Origin of the sequence: Aliirhizobium wenxiniae (assembly GCF_019511445.1) — a bacterium.
Lineage (GTDB): Bacteria > Pseudomonadota > Alphaproteobacteria > Rhizobiales > Rhizobiaceae > Neorhizobium > Neorhizobium wenxiniae_A.
In genome coordinates this window covers 225,654-247,840 of sequence record NZ_JAEUAN010000003.1, presented here as the reverse complement: position 1 = coordinate 247,840, position 22,187 = coordinate 225,654, and the positions used below count along the sequence as shown (strand labels likewise).

Below are 22,187 nucleotides of genomic sequence, written 5' to 3'. Positions count from 1 at the left end.
TGACCGGGCTTTTTTGTTGCGTGGATTTCTATTCTTAAATGTCGCTAAGTCAGGCGCCGAGACTGTCCAGCCGGCTCTGGAGATTGCGCAGCTGCTCCTTCAACTCGTCGATATCACGGGCTTCCGCCTTTTTCGGTGCGGGACTTGCCGGTGGTGCGGAATAGGGCGCGAACATCTGCATGGCCTGACGGAACATTTCCGTGTTGCGCCGCACCTGATCTTCCATCATCTGCATCGGCGCCTGGAAATTCTTGGCGAGCGGTGTTTCACCGAAGGCGCGTGTCATCTGCTCGCGCATCTGCACCTGCTGCTCGGTAAAGGCATGCATCGACTGTTCAAGGAAGGTCGGCACCACCATCTGCATCTGGTCGCCGTAAAAGGAAATCAGCTGCCGCAGGAATGAAACAGGCAGAAGCGTGTTTCCGGTCTTGGATTCCTGCTCGAAGATGATCTGCGTCAGAACCGAATGGGTGATGTCCTCGCCGGTCTTTGCATCCTGCACCGCAAAAACCTCACCCTTCTTCACCATCTTGGCGAGATCCTCCAGGGTGACATAGGTGCTGGTGCCGGTGTTATACAGCCGCCGGTTGGCGTATTTCTTGATTATCGTCTCGCCTTCGGCTTTCGCCATAGCTTTGCCTCCCACAGCATCGAGCTTATGATTTTTCGGGCAAACGCCCTTCTCCCAATCGGAAATGTAAGCCCAACCATGGCTTGAGACAATGTTTTTGTGCGGCGCGACGAAAATCGTGTTGCGCAGCAAATAGCGTCAAGTTGGTCCTTCTTGCGTCCATTTGACACCTTGAGCGAGCTTTGCCAGTGTCCGGCCAACACATCCGGAGGAAATAGATGCCCAATCCCTCAATCGTCATCGCCGCTGCGGGGCGTACCGCTGTCGGCTCCTTCAATGGCGCCTTTGCAAGCGTGCCAGCGCATGAACTCGGCGCGCTTGTTATCAAGGGAGCGCTGGCGCGAGCCGGTGTCGAGGTGCGTGAGGTGGATGAGGTCATCCTCGGTCAGGTCCTGCCGGCAGGCGAGGGGCAGAACCCTGCACGTCAGGCGGCGATGAAGGCCGGCGTGCCGCAGGAGGCGACTGCCTGGGGTGTCAACCAGCTTTGCGGATCGGGCTTGCGTGCCGTTGCGCTCGGCATGCAGCAGATCGTGCTTGGTGATGCGAAGATCATCGTTGCCGGCGGGCAGGAATCGATGTCCATGGCGCCGCATTGCGCGCATCTGCGCTCCGGCGTGAAGATGGGCGATTTCAAGATGGTCGATACGATGCTGAAGGACGGCCTGACCGACGCATTCCACGGTTATCACATGGGGATCACGGCGGAAAACATCGCCCGTCAATGGCAGCTTTCCCGTGACGACCAGGATGAATATGCGGTCTCCTCGCAGAACAAGGCCGAGGCCGCGCAGGCGGCCGGGCGATTCCGGGACGAAATCCTGCCTTTCGTCATCCGAGGCAAAAAGGGCGACGTCACGGTCGATCAGGACGAATATATCCGCGCCGGCGCGACGCTCGAGCTGATGGCGAAGCTTCGCCCGGCTTTCGACAAGGACGGGACGGTGACGGCCGGCAATGCGTCCGGGATCAATGACGGTGCGGCCGCAGTCGTGCTGATGACGGAGGAGGAAGCCAATCACCGGGGTATCGAGCCGCTCGCGCGTATCGCGTCCTGGGCAACGGCGGGTGTGGATCCGCAGATCATGGGAACGGGACCGATCCCGGCATCACGCAAGGCGCTGGCGAAAGCCGGCTGGAAGATCGCGGATCTCGACCTGATCGAAGCGAATGAAGCATTTGCAGCGCAGAGCTGCGCGGTGGTTCGCGATCTCGGCCTTGATCCGTCGATCGTCAACGTCAATGGCGGGGCAATTGCCATCGGCCATCCGATCGGTGCCTCCGGCGCCCGTATTCTCAACACTTTGTTGTTCGAAATGAAGCGGCGTGGATCAGCAAGGGGCCTTGCGACGCTGTGCATCGGAGGCGGCATGGGTGTCGCCATGTGCCTGGAACGTCCTTGAACACCGTGCACGTTTAAAGAAAAGGAAGAGTGATGGGGCGTGTGGCTCTCGTTTCAGGTGGTACGCGCGGCATCGGCGCTGCGGTTTCGAGCGCGTTGAAGGATGCCGGATATCGGGTGGCCGCGAGTTATCACGGCAATGACGAGAGGGCTTCGCAATTTCACGAGGAGACCGGCATTCCGGTGTTCAAGTGGGATGTGTCGGATTACGACGCCTGCGTCGTCGGGGTCGAGACGGTCGAAAAGCATCTCGGTCCGATCGATGTTCTGGTAAACAATGCCGGAATTGCGCGGGACAACATGTTCCATCGCATGACGCCGCAGCAGTGGAATGCGGTGATCGCCACCAATCTCACCGGTCTGTTCAACATGACCCATCCCGTCTGGCCGGGCATGCGGGAGCGCGGCTTTGGCCGGATCATCAGCATATCCTCGATCAACGGCCAGAAGGGCCAGTTGGGCCAGGCCAATTATGCTGCGGCGAAGGCGGGCGACCTCGGGTTCACCAAGGCGCTGGCGCTCGAGGGCGCATCGCGCAATATCACGGTCAATGCGATCTGCCCCGGTTATACGGAGACGGACATGGTAAAAGCTATTCCGCAAAACGTGCTGGAGGAAAAGATTCTGCCGCATATCCCGGTCGGGCGACTTGGTAAGCCGGAGGAAATTGCCCGCTGTGTGGTGTTTCTGGCATCCGACGATGCAGGCTTCATTACAGGCTCGACGCTGACTGCCAATGGCGGCCAGTACATGGCAAGCTGAATACTGGGCAAGCTGAAACAGAAAAGGCCGGGATCACGATAGCGATCCCGGCCTCGACAATTTTTTGAAGCAAACCGCTTAGCGGCAACGTGCTTCGTAGGTGCGGCCATAACGATCGCGATAGACGCAGTAGCCGTTACGCTTCTGAGATTCGCCGATTGCTGCGCCAATCAGGCCGCCGCCAACAGCGCCGATTGCTGCGCCGCCCCAGCTGTTGGTCACTGCACCGCCGATCAGTGCGCCGGATCCGGCGCCAATGGCCGTTCCCTTTTCAGTCGAGGTGCACGATGCGAGAGTGCCGACAAGTGCGGCGATCAGCATGATCTTTTTCATTGCTCGGTTTCCTTCCCTTCCACGTTAATTGGTCAGATCCTGCCCATCAAAAGCAGGATGATGATGATAAGAACGACGAGACCCAAGCCTCCGGACGGTCCGTAGCCCCAGTTCCGGCTGTGACCCCAATTCGGCAAGGCGCCGATAAGGAGCAGGATGAGAATTACGAGTAGGACCGTTCCGAGCATGTGCTTATCTCCGCTTTCCTGAAGCCAGGATGAATTTGCGGTGAGAACGTGATTGTGAAACATTTGTTCCGTTGGTCGCGAAGTCCTTGTTCTCACTCCTTGTTACCGGCTGTTAAAGGGCGTCGGACGATGCAGACGAATTGTGATCACCGAAAAAATCTCGAGTCGCCGGCAATTGACTCTTCAGGCAATGCGAGTCCTCCAGGCATTTTGATCGGGAATCATCGCGGATTGGGCATGAACACAATATGGAGTGCTTGTCTCTGTCGGATGCCTATATGTTGTGAGAACGGAGCATGAATCCCGCGAGTCTTCGATTCGTCGCCGATTCGTTCGCGTTTGTTCCAAAGCGCGGGCAGGCCCGGTTTTCAACCGCTTCCAACGTCTTTCTTCTTGCGTTTGTCGCGATGCGTCGCCATGTGTTCTCGAACTTTGGGCGAAAACTTCGCCTGACGTTGGTTAGACGCGGAACTTCGCTTTGAATTCTCAGCCCATGATTTTTAGCGGGCGTGGCGTAACCGCCGTGCTTGGACCCACCAATACCGGCAAGACCCATTACGCGATCGAGCGCATGGTGGCGCATGGATCCGGTGTGATCGGCCTGCCGCTTCGGCTGCTTGCGCGTGAAGTCTATACGCGACTGGTGGAAAAGGTCGGGCATCACAATGTTGCGCTGATCACCGGCGAAGAAAAGATCACCCCGCATATGGCGCGCTACTCGGTTTGCACCGTGGAAGCGATGCCGCGCGAGACGAAGGCCTCCTTCGTTGCGATCGACGAGGTGCAGCTTGCCGGGGATCTCGAGCGCGGACATATCTTTACCGATCGTATCCTGCACTTACGCGGCCGTGACGAGACTCTTCTGCTCGGGGCCGCCACCATGCGGCCTATCCTCGAAAATCTTCTGCCGGGTATCACGATCGTCGAGCGACCTCGCCTGTCCCAACTCTTTTATGCCGGCCAGAAAAAGATCACGCGCCTGCCGCAGCGAACCGCGATCGTCGCGTTTTCTGCCGACGAGGTTTATGCGATCGCCGAATTGATCCGCCGTCAGCGCGGCGGAGCGGCTGTCGTGCTCGGAGCGCTCAGCCCACGCACCCGCAATGCCCAGGTCGGTCTCTATCAGGAAGGTGATGTCGAATATCTGGTCGCAACCGACGCGATCGGCATGGGTCTCAATCTCGATGTTGACCATGTCGCCTTTGCGCAGGACCGGAAATTCGACGGATACCAGTTCCGCAATCTCAACCCTGCCGAAATGGCGCAGATTGCCGGGCGCGCCGGGCGGCATCTTCGTGACGGGACGTTCGGGGTCACCGGGCAGGTCGCGCCGTTCGATGATGAATTGGTGGAGCGGATCGAAGGGCATCACTTCGATAGCGTGAAAGTGCTGCAGTGGCGTTCGAAAAACCTGAATTTTTCGTCGCTGAACGAGTTGCGACGCAGCCTTGATGCCAATCCGACGGTGCAGGGGCTGACACGTGCTTTGCCGGCTACCGACAGCCAGGCACTCGACTATCTGTCCCGCTATCCTGAGGTAAAGGATATCGTCAGCAGCCCCGAGCGGGTGGAAAAGTTATGGGATGCCTGCGCGCTTCCCGATTATAGAAGAATTGCGCCCGCGCAGCATGCGGACCTCATTTCGACGCTTTTCTTCGATCTTGTGCGTCGCGGCACGGTGAACGAAGACTTCATGTCGGAGCAAGTTCGCCGGGCCGACCGCACCGACGGCGAAATCGATACCCTATCTGCCCGAATCGCGCAGATCAGAACCTGGACCTATGTGTCAAACCGACCCGGTTGGCTTGCCGATCCGACACACTGGCAAGAAAAGACACGGGAAATCGAGGATAGGTTGTCGGACGCGCTACATGAAAGGTTGACGAAACGCTTTGTTGATCGCAGGACATCTGTGCTCATGAGGCGCCTAAGAGAGAATGCGATGCTGGAAGCAGAAATCAGTGTGAATGGCGATGTGTTTGTCGAAGGACATCACGTCGGACAGTTGGCGGGATTCCGCTTTACTCCGGTCTCGGGGACCGAAGGACCGGATGCCAAGGCTGTTCAGGCCGCCGCACAGAAGGCGCTTGCGCTGGAGTTCGAGGCGCGCGCCGCCCGTCTTTACGCGTCAGGCAATAACGATCTCGCCCTCGGGTCCGATGGCTTCGTGCGCTGGCTCGGCGATCCGGTTGCCCGTCTTGCGGCAAGCGACCATGTCATGCGTCCGCGCGTCATCCTGCTGTCGGACGAACAGTTGACCGGCAATGCCCGCGAACACGTGGCCGCTCGTATCGAGCGCTTCGTCAATCATCACATTGCAACCGTTCTGAAGCCGCTCGACGACCTGTCGCGTGCTGAAGATCTGCAGGGTCTCGCAAAGGGCCTGGCGTTCCAGATCGTCGAAAATCTCGGCGTTCTGTTCCGCCGTGATGTTGCCGATGATGTGAAATCCCTGGATCAGGACGCTCGCGCTTCGATGCGCCGCTATGGCATCCGTTTCGGCGCCTACCACGTCTTCATGCCGGCGTTGTTGAAGCCGGCTCCGGCCGAACTCATCACGCTGCTCTGGGCGCTGAAGAATGACGGTCTCGACAAGCCGGGCTACGGCGATCTTATTCCGGCGCTTGCCGCAGGACGTACGTCGGTGGTTGCCGATCCGTCCTATGAGCGAATGTTCTACAAGCTTGCCGGTTTCCGTTTCCTCGGAAAGCGTGCGGTGCGCGTCGATATTCTCGAGCGTCTCGCCGATCTAATCCGTCCGCTGCTGCAGTGGAAGCCGGGTGCGACGCCGCGTCCGGAAGGCGCCTATGACGGTCGCCGCTTCACCACGACGACGGCCATGCTGTCGATCCTTGGTGCAACACCGGACGATATGGAAGAAATCCTCAAGGGTCTCGGCTATCGCGCCGACAGCGTGACGGCGGAAGAGGCTCAGGCCTATCTGGCTGCCCAAGCGCCTGCCGCAGCATCCGCAGTTACAGATGAGACCGCTTCGGCGGACGCACCTGTCGCTGAAGAGACGGCAGACGCTGAGACCGAAACTGCGGAAGCCCAGCCGGAAACGACGACGGAAGCTGTTGCCGAAGCCGCTGCGGCAGAAGCCGTTTCCGAGCCTGCTGCAGCTGAAGCATCTGCCGATGCGCCGGTTGAAGCTGTCGCGGAAGCTGAAGAGCCGAAGCCGGTTCTGTTGTGGCGTCCGGGCGGTGGCCGTGAAAACAACCAGCGTGGCGGCCGTCCGCAGGGCGAGCGTCGTGGGCATGGTGGAGACCGTGGCGGTGATCGTGGTGGCCAGCGCAATGCCGGTGGCGAAAATGCTTCGCAGGGCCGCCGTGATGGCGATCGTCGTGACAGCCGCCGTGGCGGTGAGCAGGACAAGCGCGAAGGCCAGGGTCGCGATCGCAACAACGACCGTCGGGGGGATAAGCGTCCGCAGGGCGATCGTCCGTTCCGCGGCGAGCGCAACGAGGGTGGTCCGCGTCCGGAACGCGGCGGGCAGAAGAACAATCAGCCCAATCGCTTCGAGGCCAAGCCGCCGCGCAAGGAAAAGCCGCTCGATCCGGATTCTCCGTTCGCCAAGCTCGCTGCCCTCAAGGAGCAGATGAAGAAGTAAAGGGTTATGAGCGAAAAGCCATCAGCGGATTTGCGGCAACGCATCGACAAATGGCTTTTCTTCACCCGCATGGTGAAGTCCCGATCACTCGCCCAGGGCCTGCTCAATTCAGGCCATGTGAAAGTGAACGGGACTTCGATCCGCCAGCCGAGCTTTCAGGTGAAAGTCGGTGACAGGGTTGAAATTGCGCTCGATCGGCGTGACCTGATCCTGGTCGTCAAATCCGGCGGCGAACGGCGCGGCCCTTATGAAGAGGCCAAACAGCTCTACGAGGACCTTACCCCGCCGCGCGAAAAGGTCGAGCGGATGAGCGCATTCGAACAGGCGCAACGCGTGAAAGGTTCGGGGCGACCGACCAAGAAAGAGCGGCGGGAGACCGACCGGCTGTTTCCTGATGTGGGCGGTTCCGACATCGGTTGGGGCGATGATTAGAAAACCTGCCCTCTCGCGACGCTTTTTCGGAAAGCTTTATCCTTGCTAAGCTAAAGCAAAGGCTTTAGGTCACATTCGAAAATGCCGGATAGCCCGCCTCTGGTTCCAGCGGTTGCGTTTCACGTCCGGCGATTGGCCTGATGGTTCCAGTCGGGCCTGATCAACGCGTTGATGTGGAGTGCTTCATGACTTACGTCGTGACCGATAACTGTGTCCGCTGCAAATATACCGACTGTGTCGAAGTCTGCCCGGTGGATTGCTTCTATGAAGGCGAGAACTTTCTCGTCATTCACCCCGACGAATGCATCGATTGCGGCGTATGCGAACCCGAATGTCCCGCCGAGGCGATCAAGCCCGATACCGAGCCGGGGCTGGACAAGTGGCTTAAGGTCAATGCCGAATTCGCCCAGATCTGGCCCAACATCACGATCAAGAAAGATCCGATGGAAGGCGCCAAGGAACTTGACGGCGAAGAAGGCAAGTACGAGAAGTATTTCTCGCCGGAACCGGGCAAGGGCGACTGAGCCCAGACGATCAGCCCGGCATGCGCCTGCCTTGCTGTCGCAGGCGGCATTCAAGCGTTGCTGCTTTCATAGGCAGGGCGCTATGATGTTGCTTTGCGGACTCGGTGAAGCAAATTATTGATTTCCGCACTTTTTTGTGGTAGACAAGCAATACTGTTCCACAAGGCGGCACTCGCGTGCCCAAAAAACATCACGAAAGCACAGATCAATCACACGCGCTCTCCGAGACATAAACTCGTTTCATGTTGTCGGTCGCAGCTCAGCGATGGGATTTGTTTTTTCGCGCGCGTTTTGTCGGACCAGTATGGAGTGACCCGACGGTTTCCCCCGTCTCATCCGGGCCTGACAGACCCGGCTTTCCCCTGACCCAGATGTGGGTGAGTAGAAGGGAGTTTTTGAAACGAATGACGACTCAGCAGAAAAAGAATTCCCCGGCTCGCCAGGGCTTCAAGACCGGCGAATCGATCGTATATCCCGCTCATGGCGTTGGTACGATTACCGCGATTGAAGAGCAAGAAGTTGCTGGCATGAAGCTCGAGCTTTTTGTAATCGACTTCGAAAAGGACAAGATGCGCCTGAAGGTTCCGGTTGCAAAGGCCGTCGCCATCGGCATGCGCAAGCTTTCGGAAACGGATTTCGTCGAGCGTGCGCTCAAGGTCGTACAGGGCAAGGCCCGCGTGAAGCGTACCATGTGGTCGCGCCGCGCCCAGGAATATGATGCCAAGATCAATTCCGGTGACCTGATTTCCATCGCTGAAGTTGTCCGCGATCTCTATCGCGCTGAAAACCAGCCGGAGCAGTCCTATTCCGAGCGTCAGCTTTATGAAGCTGCCCTCGACCGGATGGCTCGTGAAATCGCAGCCGTCAACAAGATGTCGGACACCGAAGCGGTTCGCCTTGTCGAAGTCAATCTCGCCAAGGGTCCGAAGCGTGGCAAGAGCCTCGAAGAGGATGACGCGCAGGAAGAAGAAGCTGCCTGATTTACGCGAAATTGCGATAATAAAAAGCCCGGCCTTGAGCCGGGTTTTTTATTGGAACTTCTGCGCCGTTGCCGCGTTAACCCGCCGGAACGGCGAACTGAATGCTGCGTAACGCTGCCCTCGGTTCCCGTCTGAATTGATTGCGGCCAGGATATCCCGGTCGTTTCACAAGAGGGGGCGAGAGCAGCAGTCAGAACTTGCAAGGGCGTTCTTTTCGGCGGCCATTTGCCTGTCTCCCAGCTGTTTATCGTCATATCAGAACCGTTGACGGAGAAGACGATGACAGCCATGTCCGCAGACCGCGCAATGATCAAGATAGCGATGTCGGCTCCCTATCTCGCCCGAGAAGAGGAGCGGGATCTCGCCGTCCGCTGGAAAGACGGCCAGGACCAGAACGCACGCAACCAGATCGCGCTTGCCCATATGCGTCTCGTCATCGCCATGGCATCGAAGTTTCGCGGCTTCGGTCTGCCGATGAGCGACCTCGTACAAGAAGGTTATGTAGGGCTGCTCGAAGCGGCGGCAAGGTTCGAGCCGGCGCGCGATGTGCGTTTTTCGACCTATGCCAGCTGGTGGATCCGTGCCTCGATGCAGGACTATATCCTGCGTAACTGGTCGATCGTGCGCGGTGGCACCAGTTCGGCGCAGAAGGCTCTGTTTTTCAATCTTCGTCGTCTGCGCGCCAAGCTGGCACGGGGCGACAGCAATCTGACCGCCCGCGCTATCCATGAGGAAATCGCGGTTGCGCTTGGGGTCAGCGTCAACGACGTGCAGACGATGGATGCACGGCTTTCCGCCAATGACGCCTCGCTGCAGGCTCCGACGATTGCCGGCGATTCCGACAGCGGCGAGCGTCTCGACATGCTGGAAAGCAACGAGCCGCTTCCCGACGAGCAGGTTTCAGGGATGATCGACGGTGAGCGCCGGCTGAAATGGCTGCAGGGCGCGCTGACCAAGCTCAACGATCGCGAAAAGAAAATCATTCGCGCACGCCGGCTGACGGATGACGGTGCAACGCTCGAAGCGCTTGGTACCGAGCTCGGCATTTCGAAGGAACGCGTGCGCCAGATCGAAAGCCGCGCGATCGAAAAGCTGAAGTCCGCACTCGTTTCTGCCAATCCGCAGATGGCCGCTGCCGCCTGCTGAATGACGGGCGGTGAGCTTTCACCGCTTTATTCGGAAATGATCTTCATCTTCTGGCCGGGCGACACCGTCGCGCCGGCCGGCAGCGCGTTGATGAGCTTGAACAGGTCAAGTTTACGATCAGTCCCCATCATGCGCCCGGAGAGCGATGCCAGCGTGTCGCTCGGGCCGACCGTGACGATGCGGATACGCAAAGGCTTCAGGGACGCAATTTCGGCCGGGGTCATGCGGCGGAAACTGTTGCGCAGCGTATCGGCGGTCGATTGCAGCGTCGTCGTTCCCTTGGGCACAGCCGTGAGGAAGCGGAAAATCTGATCGTTGAGCCGCACGACGGTGACGTCGAAATCCCAGCGTTCGGCGGAGGCTCGGGCCGTTGCCGCAGGAAGGCCGTTGACGGTCGTCTCGCGCACGGTTTCCGGCTGCAATCCGGCGACCCAGCCGCTTGTCAGGTAATTGGTCAGGCTATTGTTGTCGCCGGCGGCAACGCCGTCGAAACGGATGGCGCTTTCACCGGGTCCGGTTGCGAGCACAGCCTCGACCTTGTTGTCGATCCTGAAATCGGCGGGCACATCGAAACGGATGCCAAGGCTGCCATGCAGAAAGGTCTGGCCGCGGACATAGCCCTCCTGCGGGCTGTCACCGTAAAGAAGGCCGTCGATGCCGGCAAGATAATAGTCCCGGCCGCGGTCTCCGACACCTTCCTGGCCGAAGGCACGCGCGTGGCGGCGGGCGAGATCGACGCGCTGGGCCGAATTCGGGTGGCTGGAGAGGAAGTCGAGGCTCTGGTCGTTATCCGGGTCTACGGCGGAGTAGCGCGCATAGGCCGCCATGGAATCGAGGAAGCGGGCGGCCGCGTAAGGATCGTAACCGGCTTCACCGAGCATACGCACGCCGATCACGTCCGCCTGCAGTTCCTGCTGGCGGGAGAAGGCGGCGAGGCGCAGCTTGCCACGGGCAAGCGCCTGCTTGCCGGCGAGATCACTCGACAAAACTTCGGCGACGACGCGGCTGGCGATGACTTCCGCCTCTTCGCGCTTCTGGCGCTCGATGCCGTGATTGGCGGTGACGTGGCCCATTTCGTGCGACAGCACGGCTGCCACTTCCGAGGCATCGTTGGCGAGCGCCAGGAGGCCACGGGTGACATAAAGATAACCGCCCGGCAGCGCGAAAGCGTTGATTGCCGGAGAATTCAAGATGGTGATGCGGAAGGACTGGGTCGGGTTTTCCGACACCGCCGTCAACGCACCGGTGATGCGGGCGACGAGACGTTCGGTCTTCGCATCGCGATATTCGCCGCCGTAGCTTGCGACGATACGTGGGTGTTCGCGGGCGCCCATGGCCGCACGCGGGTCGTTCTTCTGTACCTGATCGACAGTCTGCGGGTTTTCCGACGGCGAGACATTCGGCGTATAGGCCTGATCGAAGATCGACTGGCAGCCGTAAAGCATCGAGGTGGCGAAAAAGAGCGTGGCTGCGGAACGGAATGCGCGGCTACGCTGCCAAAATTTCGGCCACCTGGCACGATCCGTCTTTACAGTCTTCGCCTGCACTATCATCTCCGGAATTACACTTCGGCATCCTGCCGTCGCGTCTGGCCTCGTCTTCCGCCTGTTGTCGCTTACCGTCTTTCGCGCCAACTGCACAGATATTCCTAAATGAATATGTATCGTCCACTGGGTATGAAAAGAAAATAAACTTGAACGCCGATGCCATCGGGCCACGTCCAAATTGTGGCGGTGGTCACGCACGCTTGATGACTTTCGTTCACATAGAGCCGGAAGGGGGCGAAACGGCTGCGGCAAATCGCGGAAGATAGTCCATCGTCGCCTCGTTCGAGATAACTCGCCCAGCTTCCACCCTGACAACGCGATCCGCCACGCGGGCGATCTCTTCGCGGTCGTGGGTGATCATCACGACCGTGTTTCCCGTTTCGTGGTGCAGTTTGAGGAGAAGATCGGCCATCTGCAGCCGCAGGTCGGCGTCAAGCGAAGCGAAAGGTTCGTCCAGAAGCAGGACCGGCTTGTTCCGCACAAGGGCGCGCGCAAAGGCGGCGCGTTGTTTCTCTCCACCGGACAGGGAACCGGGCATGCGCTTGCCGAAGCCGGCAAGGCCGACCCGCGACAGCGCGGTTTCGATATTGTCCCTGTCTGTTGAGGAAAGCCGCATGGACGGGCTGATGCCCAGCGCGACATTGGTGAAAATGTCGAGATGGGCAAAGAGGTTGTGATCCTGAAAGACCACCGAGATCGGCCTTTTCGAAGGATGGCTCACGGTTTGGTCGGTTCCAGCAATGAGGATGCGGCCGGATTGCGGGCGCTCGAAACCGGCAATGAGATTGAGCAGCGTCGATTTTCCCGCGCCCGACGGGCCGGCGATGGCAGTGATGGCGCCAGTTTCGATACGGCAATCGAAATCGAAGCTTGTGGTGCCGAGCTTCAGGGCGACTTGTTCCAGCACGATGCCGTCATGCATGCTTGTGTTCCTTCTGGCCGGCAGTGCCGAGAATGGTCAGGGCAAGGCAGATTGCACCGAGGATTAGCGCCAGCCCGTCCGCATCATTGGTCCTGTAGCTCGATAGCGTGCTGTAGACCAGCCAGGGCAGGGTGACGAGGTCGCTGGAGCCGAACAGGGCAACCGCGCCGAGATCACCAAGCGAAAGCGCCATGGCGAAGGACAGGGCAGTGAGGACGGGGCGCGTCAGGACGGGAAGATCGATCAACCGCCATTTGGCCGGACCCGTGACGCCGAGTGCTGCGGCCAGCCGTGCCGTCTGATGCCGATGGTCTTGCAGCGCCGGCTCCAGCACCCTTACGGCAAAGGGTAGCGCCATCATGGCGTTGATGATCGCGACGAGATATGGGGCGAAAGGTGCGACATTGCCGAGTTGCCGAAGCACAAGGAACCAGCCTGTGCCGAGAATGATCGGAGGTACGACGAGAACCAGCGAAGATGTGCCGGCGAGCGAGATCGAGAGCAGTCTTTCGGCAAGATTGGGATCGCGTCGGTCCTTTATCGCCTGCCGGGCCGTGATGATCGCGAGTGAAGCGGTCACTGCGATCACGCCGGCTGTCACGGCGATTATCAGGCTTGTGGTTGCTGCCTGGATGAAGCGAGGTCCGTTGACAAGTTTCCAGAGATCGGCCCGGAGGCCGGCGACCAGAACCGAGAGCAGCGGTGAGGCGACGAAGATCACGGCGGCGGCGATGATGAGCCCATCCCACAGGCGGGACGCGGCCGAGCGTCCGTCGAGGCGCAGCACCTTCCGGCCTGCGGTCCTCACCGTATCGGTCGCCGCCGGGAGAAGCGCGATGAGGGCGATTACGGCTGCGGTCAGCGCAATCTGCAGGAAGGCGAGCGCGATGGCGCGCGGGGGATCGAAATCGAAACGCAGAGCCTGGTAGATGGCCACTTCCAGCGTGGTCGCGGCCGGTCCACCGCCAAGCACGAGAACTAGGGTGAAGCTGGTGGCGCAGAGCATGAAGACCAGCCCCGCGACGCCGGGCACAACACGCGCAAGCGCCGGCCATTCAACAAAACGGAAGATCGAGACTGGTTTCATGCCAAGGCTGGCGGAGAGAAGCCAGTATTCCGCCGGCAATCGCTCAAGCACGGCAAGCAGCAGGCGCACGGCAAGCGGGATGTTGAAGAATGTGTGGGCGAGCAGGATGCCGGAAAGGCCGTAGACGCTGACCGGCTGTTCCAGTCCGGCGGTGTTGAGCCAGCCGTTCATCACGCCCTGTCTGCCCCAGACGCCGAGCAGGCCGAGCGCGCCGACGAGAGCCGGCAGGCCCATGGGCAGGGCCATGAGGCGAAGGATCCAGGTTCTGCCGGCAAAGCGGGGGCGGCGGGCAAGCGCAAGTGCTACCGGAATAGCGAAGGCGACCGACAGCAATGTCGAGAGTGCCGCCTGAAGAAGCGTGAAACGCAGAATGCTCCAGGTATAAGAAGTGAAAAGCCGGGATGCCGATTGATCGCCATCCCAGGCCAGCAGCGTTGCGACCGCAGTGCCGACGAACAGCAGGACGGCGGCAAGCACGGTGAGGCCGGCCCCGATGCCGCGTCGTCTTTCAGCAGCCGTCAGCAAATGCGATATCCCAGTTGTCGTGTTACTTGCGGCTCATGGCGGTCAGCCATTCGTCGATCCAAGCTTGTCGGTTCTTCGCCACTTCGTCGGAGCCGATCAGCAGCGTGTTTGCCGGCTTTACCAGCTTGTCGAAAGCATCCGGCAGCGGTGCAGATGTGGCGGCGGCCGGCATCATCCAGTTGGTGGTCGGGATGATATCCTGTGCGGCCGGCGATATCAGGAAGGTCAGGAAGCTCTTTGCCAGATCCTTGTCCTTGGCGTGTTTCAGCATGCCGGCGACTTCGATCTGGATGTAATGGCCATCCGAAAAGCTTGCAGCCTGATATCGATCGGTCTTTTCCTCGACCATGTGATAGGCGGGCGAGGTCGTGTAGGAGAGCACCATCGGCGCTTCGCCCTTGGTGAATAGGCCATAGGCTTCAGACCAGCCGGGAGTGACGGTCAAAACCCGGTCCTTGAGTTTCGCCCAGGCTTCCGGCGCCTTGTCGCCATAGACGGCCTTGACCCAGAGCAGCAGGCCGAGGCCTGGTGTCGAGGTGCGCGGGTCCTGAATGGCGATCTTTTGCGAGGTATCACCTTCGATTAGGTCTTTCAGGCTCTTCGGCGGGGTCTTGATTGTCTGCGTATCGTAGATGACGGCGAAGTGGCCGTAGTCATAGGGCAGGAAGGTGTCGTCTGCGTAATTGCCGGGAACCTTGACTGCGCTTTTCTCGATGCCGTTTGCCTCGAACAGGCCGGTCGCCTTGGCTTCCGAAATCAGGCTGGTATCGAGGCCAAGCGCGATATCGGCCTCAGATCCTTCGCCTTCCAGCTTGAGGCGGGTCAGAAGTGCCACGCCATCGGCAACGCCGATAAGATTGACGGTGCAGGCGCAGGTCTTTTCGAACTCGGCCTTGATCTTCGGGCCGGGACCCCAGTCTGAGGTGAAGCTCTCATAGGTATAGACGGTGAGCGTCTTGTCCTGAGCCTTAGCGGCAAAGGGGGCAAGAACCGCGGCCGTGGCGGCCAGAAGAAAAGTCGAAATCCCGCGCATCAGCGCCTCCTCAAAATGTCGATATGGGGAATAGGCGCTGGTTGCGAGCCGTCTAATCCCTCCGCCGGTGTTAGCCGGATCAGGTTCCGCGGGTTGGCGTTGAGCCTCTCAGCCCTGCATACGCAGGGCACCCCGTTAGAGCGTGCAAAGATTTACCGGTCTCGCTTCATGCTGGCAAGAGGGGGACGTAATCGTTCTGCCCGTGGAAATTCCCCCTCTGGCCTGCCGGCCATCTCCCCCACAAGGGGGGAGAAAGGCTGCCGCACCCGCTTGCTTTCAAGAGCATAGGCGGGACGTCCGGATTAAGCCCTCCCCCTTCTGTGGAGGGTTGGGAGGGGGCTTTTATGGGTAAGGCGCAATTGCCGCGGATTACCCGCCGGACATATCCATATACATGACTTCCCAGACATGGCCGTCGAGATCCTGGAAGCTGCAGCCGTACATCGGGCCCATTTCCATATTGGGCTTCCATTCACCGCCGCCGGCGGCAAGTGCCTTTGCCTTGAAGTCGTCGACCTCGTCGCGGCTCGAGGCGGAAAGGCAGTTTAGTACTTCCTTCGTCTTTCTGGCATCGGAAATATCGCCATTAATGAACATGCGGAATTTGTCGTGGGTGAGGAGCATCACATAGATCTGCTCGCTGACGACCATGCAGGTCGCGGTGTCATCGGAAAAATCGGGATTCTTGTTGAAACCGAGGGCCGTATAAAACGCCGTCGAAGCCTGAAGATTCGCCACCGGCAGGTTCACGAAAATCATCCGCATGTCGATATTCCTCCTTGATTAAAGGACGCCATCGGTTGGCGTCTTTCCTCCAAGGACGAAAGATGCGGCAAGGATCCGACAAGTCCATGCCGGAATTTCAGCTCAGTGTGCGTTTCCGCGAAAAACCTTGAGTTCGCGCGGGACGATGGCCATGCCGCCGAGGCGATTGGCTATCGCGTAACTGATCGTCTTTTCGACGACTTCCGGCATGACGGGCTTTGTCAGGACGCCGAGAGTGCCTTCGATGCCGTCCGCGACATCTTCCGGGTTGCCGGTCATGAAGACGACGGTCAGGCCGTATTGTTCGGCAAGTTCGCGGCCGATCTCCGGTCCCGTCCTGCCATCGGCGAGGTTGACATCGACGAGCGCGATATCCGCATGGGCGGCAAGCGATAGGGCATGCTTGCGGGCGTTTGCCAGCCCCACGACCTTCAATCCCATGTTCTCGATCGTGTCCGCCACGTCGAGCGCTATCAGAAACTCATCCTCGATAATCAATACACGCTGGTTCATCGCCTCACTTGCCAGCCGACGACGCGATACACTTGTCAGCATTGGACATCTCCAGAGTTCATCTCGGGTCTGGCCGATCGCGTGTTTTAGCAATCGGACAGGCACCAAACGCGATGAACACCGGGATTGTTCCGCAGCGAGACACTGTTTTCTGTAATTAAGTATCTGTTAAGGCTAACAAATATTTAATGTTGAAGCGCTGCGTGGGTGGCCTTTTAGCCTTCGATTTCCTCGCGCAGCATCTCAAGCTCCAGCCATTCCTCTTCCATCTGCGTCAGCTTTTCGCGCAGCTTTTCCATCTCTGCCGCCAGCTTGTTGAAGCTGGCCGGGTCCTTGGTGAAGAGGTTGGGATCGGCCATCTTCTTTTCGCGAAGGGCGATCTCGGCTTCGGCCTTTTCCATTTCCTTGGGAATATTCTCCAGCGCGAATTTCTGCTTGTAGGAGAGCTTTCCCTTGGATTTGGGCGCGTCAGAGGGTGAAGCCGTGCTTTCGGCCTTCGGCTTTTCGGCCGCTTTTTCCGCCTTTTTTCGCTCTTCCTGAGCGCCCTTGCGCTGTGCCAGCATGTCCGTATAGCCGCCAGCATATTCGATCCAGCGGCCATCGGGCGCATCAGGCGTCGCCGGGGCGATGGTCGAGGTCACGGTACGGTCGAGAAAGTCACGGTCGTGGCTGACGAGGATGACGGTGCCGTTATAACCGGCGACGATTTCCTGCAGCAGGTCCAGCGTCTCGATGTCCAGATCGTTGGTCGGTTCGTCGAGGATCAAGAGGTTCGACGGTCTTGCCAGCATGCGGGCGAGCATCAGGCGGGCGCGTTCGCCACCCGACAGGTTCTTGATCGGCGTGCGGATCTGTTCAGGCTGGAACAGAAAGTCCTTCATATAGCCTGCCACATGCCGCTGCTCGCCATTGACCAGCAGGGTCTCGCCGCGGCCATCGGTCAGATAATGGGACAGAGTATCCTCGGGATCGAGGGCCTCGCGCTTCTGGTCGAGGGTTGCGATTTCCAGATTGGTGCCGAGCTTGATCCAGCCGCTGTCGGGCTCCAGCTGGCCGGTCAGCATTTTCAGAAGCGTCGTCTTGCCGGCGCCGTTCGGGCCGACGAGGCCGATCCGGTCGCCGCGATGGACGCGGATCGAGAAGGGGGCGACCACCGGCTTGTCATAGGTCTTGGTGATGTTTTCCGCTTCGATGACGAGCTTGCCGCTTTCCTTGCCTTCGGCCACGGAAGCCTGAACAGAGCCCTGCGGTCCATTGTGACCGCGATAGGCAGCGCGCATCGCCTGCAACTCGCCGACGCGGCGCATGTTGCGCTTGCGGCGTGCGGTGACGCCGTAGCGCATCCAGTGTTCTTCGCGCTCGATCGCCTTGCCGAGCTTGTGCTGTTCGATCTCTTCCTCTTCGAGAACCTGATCGCGCCAGGCTTCGAAATGGCCGAAACCGCGGGAAAGACGGCGGGCCGTGCCGCGGTCGATCCAGACGGTGGCGTTGGAGACCTTTTCAAGGAAACGACGGTCGTGGCTGATCACCACCAGCGCGCTGCGCGTCTTGCGCAGCTCGTCTTCCAGCCATTCGATGGTCGGCAGGTCGAGATGGTTGGTCGGCTCGTCGAGCAAAAGGATATCGGGTTCCGGCGCCATGACACGGGCAAGCGCTGCACGGCGGGATTCGCCGCCGGACAACCGGTTCGGATCTTCCTCGCCGGTCAGGCCCAGATGTTCGAGCAGATAGGTGACGCGATAGGGATCGTCACCCGGGCCAAGGCCCGCCTCGGCATAGGCCTGCACGGTTGAATAACCGGCGAAATCGGGAGCCTGTTCGAGATAACGGATGGTTGCGGACGGATGGCGGAAAACTTCGCCCGACTGTGCCTCGACCATGCCGGCCGCAATCTTCATCAGCGTCGACTTGCCAGAGCCGTTGCGGCCGACGAGGCAGATGCGGTCACCCGGTTCCACCTGCAGGCTGGCGCCGTTCAAAAGCGGCGCGCCGCCGAAGCTCAGGAAGATGTCGTCAAGCTTGAGAATGGGAGGTGCCATGAGGACCGTTTATGCTCCGGAAAAATCGTGGGGACGGGCAAGGATCATCGCCCTGCCGCTCTTTAGATGGAATTCGACCGGCCCTTCCGCAACATTAGAGACGGTGCGGGATGAACCGAAAGGCAGTGCGAAATCCTGCAAGGGATATCGTGCGCCAAGGATGTCGAGGCCAGACAGGGTGGAAAAACCGAGGACGGAAAACAGCGCGCCCTTGGGAAGGTCGATCACTTTCGTGCCCGGCAGGAACGGAATGGCCTCTTCATCACCCGAGGCGAGAAGCACATCGAAGCCGCGTTCGGCAAGGCCCATGGCAAGCAGGAAGTGCTGCAATGCGTGGTCGGAGCGCTCGCCGCCAAGTGCCCCGATGAGGATCAGGCGCTTTGCTCCGCGCTCGATCGCCTCGGCCGTGGCGATCTCGCCATCGGTCTCGTTCTTGGCCGGCGGATAGGTCTTTCGCTCGACCTTGGGAAAACGGGCGATCAGGTCTTCATCGGAAGAATCGAAATCACCGACCCAGAGCTCCGGCACAACGCCAAGCCCGGCCGCATGGCGCATGCCGCTATCGGCAGCAATCACGCGGCTTCCCGCAATCGCGCTTTTGACGCGATCGGTAACGGCCAGATTGCCGCCAAGCAGGATTGTAAAGGTCGAATTGGCCATGGGCATTGCCCATAGCGCAAAGGGTGGGGGCAGGGGAAGCTCAAGTGTTCATGCTATCGTGATGCACTAGAGTAGCGGCAGGACCTAAAACTTCCTTTTCGGACTGAAAATTGGCTCAGTCGATGGATTTGCCTTCAAGCTTGTCCAGCAATTCTACCATCAGTTTGTAACCGGACTTCTCTCGGCTTGCCTCGCCGCTCATCTCCATATTGGTGATCGCGCTACGGGTTTCGTCAATGAAATTAATCTGCTGCGATGGATCCAATTCCGTCCGGTTGCCGGATGTATCCAAGTGCAGTCTGCCATCCGGATGCTGGAAGCGGAACATATCATCAATGGTGATCTCGCCGCGCTGGAACAGATGCTGCCCGGCGTCGGCTATTTCCTGCCTCGACATGCTGGAAAAGTCATACTTCTCCGACGATGAGGATGTGCCTTGTTCCAGAAGGTTGTTGAAATCCGGTACCGTCTCGGACTTACGGTTCTCTCGATATGGTGTGCTGATACTTGTCTGAGACGTAGAGGTGATCGAAACCATCTTGAGTTGCCTTTCTGTTGCCGGCGATTTGTTCATTTGAGGCTTACGTGAAGCTGAGCTTGGCGTTTTGGGGGGGCTAGCAGAAGGTCGCAACATGGGGCATTTGGCATAATGAGGCGTAGGGTCGAATTTGCTCCCATTGACGCCGCCTCCTGCAAGGATTATCTGATAAATCGAACTTCCGTGGTGATTTGGCCGGCCGGCTTGCAGCCACGTTAAAAAAGTCGCTAAAGGGCCGCGAGAAGTTGGACTTCACTTCCCACGGGCCGGTTGCGATTTTTCGTGCCGGCTTTTTGTTTGTGGGGCCTGAACATGCCGATCAAGATTCCCGATACGCTTCCTGCGTTTGCCACCCTCGTTTCGGAAGGCGTGCGCGTCATGACCGAAACGATCGCCGTCAGGCAGGACATCCGTCCGCTGCAGATCGGGCTTCTCAATCTCATGCCGAACAAGATCAAGACCGAAGTGCAGATGGCGCGCCTCGTCGGCGCCTCGCCACTTCAGGTTGAGTTTTCATTGATCCGGCTCGGCACGCACAAGGCGAAGAACACCTCCGAGGAACATCTCCTCTCCTTCTACCGCACCTGGGAAGAGGTGAAGGATCGTAAGTTCGACGGATTCATCATCACCGGCGCGCCGGTGGAGCAGATGGATTATGAAGATGTGAGCTACTGGGACGAGATGCGCCAGATTTTTGACTGGACGCAGACCAATGTGCATTCGACGATGAATGTCTGCTGGGGCGCTATGGCGGCGATCTATCATTTTCACGGCGTGCCGAAACATGCGCTGACCGAAAAGGCTTTCGGCGTTTACCGCCACCGCAATCTTTCGCCGGCCTCGGTCTATCTCAACGGCTTTTCCGATGATTTCCAGGTCCCGGTGTCACGCTGGACGGAGGTGCGTCGCGAGGATGTCGAAAAGACCTCCGATCTGGAAATCCTGATGGAATCCGACGAGATGGGCCTTTGCCTCGTGCATGAGAAAAAGGGCAACCGGCTCTACATGTTCAACCATGTCGAATATGATTCCACCTCGCTGGCGGATGAATATTTTCGCGACGTGAATGCCGGCATCCCGATCAAGATGCCGCATGACTATTTTCCGCATAACGACGATACGCTGACGCCGCAGAACCGCTGGCGCAGCCATGCGCATCTTCTGTTCGGAAACTGGATCAACGAGATGTACCAGACGACCCATTACGATCTGGACAAGATCGGCACCGTATAAGAACTGGTGTGGCTTTTGAGGCGGCGTTTGGAAAAGACGCCGCGCGTCGCCGTTTCCCATTGCGGGACTTTGCCAAATCGCGCAGTTTGCCGCCGATAAAAAGGCGGAGGAACTCATGGCAGGGCAGGCATTCGAGGTTTTCGGCACCACGCAGGACGGCGAGCCGGTCTATCGTGTGCAGATCAGTGGCGGCGGGCTGACTGCCAATGTCATCACTTGGGGTGCCGTCATCCAGGACCTGCGCCTGAAAGGGCATGATGCGCCGCTGGTGCTCGGCTTCGACGACTTTGCCTCCTATCCGGCTTATTCGCCTTATTTCGGCGCTACGCCGGGCCGCTGCGCAAACCGTATCGGTGATGGAAAATTCTCGATCGATGGCCGCGATTACCAGCTCGAACTCAACGAGCGCGGCGTCACGCATCTGCATGGCGGCTCGGACGGGATGGGAAAGCGCAACTGGACGATTGTCGAACATAAAGCCGACAAGGTGGTGCTGACGATTGTCGATGCCGATGGACGCGCAGGGTATCCCGGCAACTGCAGCGTGACCGCGACCTACCAGCTTAAGGCTGATGGCGTATTCTCGGTCATCTACGAAAGTGTCTCTGACCAGCCGACGCCTGCCAATGTTTGCCAGCATTCCTATTTCAACCTCGATGGTCGCGACGACATCTTCGGCCACGACATCATGATCGCTGCCGACAGGATAACGGATGTCGATGCAAGGCTCGTCCCGACCGGCAGGCTCAATGACCTGACAGGTTCGCCCTTCGACCTGCGCCGGATGGGGCCGGTGCGGCGCACGCTCGACGATGGCCGCCAGGTGCCGTTCGACCACAATTACTGCCTGTCGAACGAGCGTGTGGCCAAACGCTCCGTGGCGCTGGTGCGCAGCCTTTATTCGGGTGTCTCTATGGAGGTGAGGACGACGGAGCCGGGCGTGCAGTTTTACGCCGGCGTGATGGTCAATGTGCCGGTGCCGGGCTTCGATGGCCGCAAATACGGCAACTATGCCGGCCTATGCCTTGAAACGCAGGTCTGGCCGGATGCGGTCAACCACGCGGGTTTCCCGAATGCGGTTTTGCGCCCGGGCGAGGTGCTGCGCCAGGAAACGGATTACGTGTTTTCGAAGAGCTGAAAACCAAAACGACGCTGCCAGGTTCTGGTTTGTGCGAAGGTTAGCGCACCACTGAGCGATTACACGTCCGGAAAAGTCGGGCTCATCCAAGCGCGTGTTGCAGCTTTCGGTGGGAGAGGCTTCCGGGTGATCGGCATGCCGGCTTCACTGACGATACCACACAGATCGATTGCGAAATCCCA

At 59.3% G+C, this 22,187-nt stretch carries 21 protein-coding genes and 2 riboswitches; of the genes, 9 read left to right on the top strand and 12 right to left on the bottom strand.

Annotation, left to right across the window (positions count from 1 at the left end; all coding sequences use genetic code 11):
• Positions 1 to 49 precede the first annotated feature (49 nt).
• The gene (gene phaR / locus JNB91_RS05350; RefSeq protein ID WP_220324486.1) at positions 50 to 631 is read right to left on the bottom strand and encodes a polyhydroxyalkanoate synthesis repressor PhaR; all 582 of its coding nucleotides are present in this window, start codon (positions 629 to 631) and stop codon (positions 50 to 52) included.
• 218 nt (positions 632 to 849) lie between these two features.
• Here phaR and JNB91_RS05345 point away from each other — a divergent pair, with 218 nt between their 5' ends.
• Together JNB91_RS05345 and phbB are read left to right on the top strand one after the other, a co-directional pair.
• Positions 850 to 2,031, top strand: coding sequence for an acetyl-CoA C-acetyltransferase (locus tag JNB91_RS05345; RefSeq protein ID WP_220324485.1), 1,182 nt, complete (start codon positions 850 to 852; stop codon positions 2,029 to 2,031).
• A 32-nt stretch (positions 2,032 to 2,063) separates the two neighbouring features.
• Entirely contained in the window at positions 2,064 to 2,792 is a 729-nt protein-coding gene (gene phbB / locus JNB91_RS05340) for a beta-ketoacyl-ACP reductase (RefSeq protein WP_220324484.1), read from the top strand.
• A gap of 78 nt (positions 2,793 to 2,870) precedes the next feature.
• Here the strand turns inward: phbB and JNB91_RS05335 are convergent, their stop codons facing one another.
• Both JNB91_RS05335 and JNB91_RS05330 read right to left on the bottom strand, forming a co-directional pair.
• Positions 2,871 to 3,125 (bottom strand): YMGG-like glycine zipper-containing protein, encoded by a 255-nt coding sequence (locus tag JNB91_RS05335; RefSeq protein ID WP_112505799.1) that lies wholly within the window; start codon positions 3,123 to 3,125, stop codon positions 2,871 to 2,873.
• A 32-nt stretch (positions 3,126 to 3,157) separates the two neighbouring features.
• Positions 3,158 to 3,313: a DUF3309 family protein gene (locus JNB91_RS05330; RefSeq protein ID WP_112458869.1), complete on the bottom strand. Its 156-nt coding sequence runs from the start codon at positions 3,311 to 3,313 to the stop codon at positions 3,158 to 3,160.
• A 493-nt stretch (positions 3,314 to 3,806) separates the two neighbouring features.
• Between JNB91_RS05330 and JNB91_RS05325 the strand changes: the two genes are divergently transcribed.
• The 5 genes from JNB91_RS05325 (at position 3,807) to JNB91_RS05305 (ending at position 10,005) form a co-directional block, all read left to right on the top strand.
• Positions 3,807 to 6,923 carry a helicase-related protein gene (locus JNB91_RS05325; protein ID WP_220324483.1) on the top strand — a complete coding sequence of 1,039 codons (3,117 nt, stop codon included), beginning with the start codon at positions 3,807 to 3,809 and terminating at the stop codon, positions 6,921 to 6,923.
• A gap of 6 nt (positions 6,924 to 6,929) precedes the next feature.
• A complete protein-coding gene (locus JNB91_RS05320; protein ID WP_220324482.1) occupies positions 6,930 to 7,355 on the top strand; it encodes an RNA-binding S4 domain-containing protein in 426 nt (141 codons plus the stop codon).
• Positions 7,356 to 7,540: 185 nt separating this feature from the next.
• Complete coding sequence (gene fdxA, locus JNB91_RS05315; protein ID WP_220324481.1) at positions 7,541 to 7,879, top strand: ferredoxin FdxA; 339 nt, start codon at positions 7,541 to 7,543, stop codon at positions 7,877 to 7,879.
• A 404-nt stretch (positions 7,880 to 8,283) separates the two neighbouring features.
• The gene (locus JNB91_RS05310; protein WP_220324480.1) at positions 8,284 to 8,859 is read left to right on the top strand and encodes a CarD family transcriptional regulator; all 576 of its coding nucleotides are present in this window, start codon (positions 8,284 to 8,286) and stop codon (positions 8,857 to 8,859) included.
• A gap of 279 nt (positions 8,860 to 9,138) precedes the next feature.
• Positions 9,139 to 10,005 carry an RNA polymerase factor sigma-32 gene (locus JNB91_RS05305; protein ID WP_220324479.1) on the top strand — a complete coding sequence of 289 codons (867 nt, stop codon included), beginning with the start codon at positions 9,139 to 9,141 and terminating at the stop codon, positions 10,003 to 10,005.
• A 26-nt stretch (positions 10,006 to 10,031) separates the two neighbouring features.
• Here the strand turns inward: JNB91_RS05305 and JNB91_RS05300 are convergent, their stop codons facing one another.
• The 9 genes from JNB91_RS05300 to JNB91_RS05260 form a co-directional block, all read right to left on the bottom strand.
• On the bottom strand, positions 10,032 to 11,450 hold the full coding sequence (locus tag JNB91_RS05300) for a M48 family metalloprotease (RefSeq protein WP_223218070.1): 1,419 nt from the start codon (positions 11,448 to 11,450) through the stop codon (positions 10,032 to 10,034).
• Positions 11,451 to 11,766: 316 nt separating this feature from the next.
• The gene (locus JNB91_RS05295; protein ID WP_220324477.1) at positions 11,767 to 12,474 is read right to left on the bottom strand and encodes a thiamine ABC transporter ATP-binding protein; all 708 of its coding nucleotides are present in this window, start codon (positions 12,472 to 12,474) and stop codon (positions 11,767 to 11,769) included.
• Positions 12,467 to 14,086, bottom strand: a complete 1,620-nt coding sequence (gene thiP / locus JNB91_RS05290) for a thiamine/thiamine pyrophosphate ABC transporter permease ThiP (protein ID WP_220324476.1) — start codon at positions 14,084 to 14,086, stop codon at positions 12,467 to 12,469. The genes JNB91_RS05295 and thiP overlap by 8 nt, the downstream gene beginning before the upstream one ends.
• Before the next feature lie 22 nt (positions 14,087 to 14,108).
• Positions 14,109 to 15,119, bottom strand: coding sequence for a thiamine ABC transporter substrate binding subunit (thiB, locus tag JNB91_RS05285; protein ID WP_220324475.1), 1,011 nt, complete (start codon positions 15,117 to 15,119; stop codon positions 14,109 to 14,111).
• Positions 15,120 to 15,158: 39 nt separating this feature from the next.
• Positions 15,159 to 15,264: riboswitch (TPP riboswitch) on the bottom strand.
• A 224-nt stretch (positions 15,265 to 15,488) separates the two neighbouring features.
• Entirely contained in the window at positions 15,489 to 15,884 is a 396-nt protein-coding gene (locus tag JNB91_RS05280) for a VOC family protein (protein ID WP_220324474.1), read from the bottom strand.
• Positions 15,885 to 15,986: 102 nt separating this feature from the next.
• Positions 15,987 to 16,439 (bottom strand): response regulator, encoded by a 453-nt coding sequence (locus JNB91_RS05275; RefSeq protein ID WP_220324473.1) that lies wholly within the window; start codon positions 16,437 to 16,439, stop codon positions 15,987 to 15,989.
• 173 nt (positions 16,440 to 16,612) lie between these two features.
• Positions 16,613 to 18,436 carry an ABC-F family ATP-binding cassette domain-containing protein gene (locus JNB91_RS05270; RefSeq protein WP_220324472.1) on the bottom strand — a complete coding sequence of 608 codons (1,824 nt, stop codon included), beginning with the start codon at positions 18,434 to 18,436 and terminating at the stop codon, positions 16,613 to 16,615.
• Positions 18,437 to 18,445: 9 nt separating this feature from the next.
• Positions 18,446 to 19,102: a thiamine diphosphokinase gene (locus tag JNB91_RS05265; protein WP_220324471.1), complete on the bottom strand. Its 657-nt coding sequence runs from the start codon at positions 19,100 to 19,102 to the stop codon at positions 18,446 to 18,448.
• Between the two features lie 109 nt (positions 19,103 to 19,211).
• On the bottom strand, positions 19,212 to 19,670 hold the full coding sequence (locus JNB91_RS05260) for a hypothetical protein (RefSeq protein ID WP_220324470.1): 459 nt from the start codon (positions 19,668 to 19,670) through the stop codon (positions 19,212 to 19,214).
• A gap of 137 nt (positions 19,671 to 19,807) precedes the next feature.
• Positions 19,808 to 19,885, top strand: a riboswitch (SAM riboswitch).
• A 61-nt stretch (positions 19,886 to 19,946) separates the two neighbouring features.
• Between JNB91_RS05260 and metA the strand changes: the two genes are divergently transcribed.
• Together metA and JNB91_RS05250 are read left to right on the top strand one after the other, a co-directional pair.
• A complete protein-coding gene (gene metA / locus JNB91_RS05255) occupies positions 19,947 to 20,867 on the top strand; it encodes a homoserine O-acetyltransferase MetA (protein ID WP_220324469.1) in 921 nt (306 codons plus the stop codon).
• Positions 20,868 to 20,982: 115 nt separating this feature from the next.
• Entirely contained in the window at positions 20,983 to 22,005 is a 1,023-nt protein-coding gene (locus JNB91_RS05250; protein WP_220324468.1) for an aldose epimerase family protein, read from the top strand.
• Positions 22,006 to 22,187 lie beyond the last annotated feature (182 nt).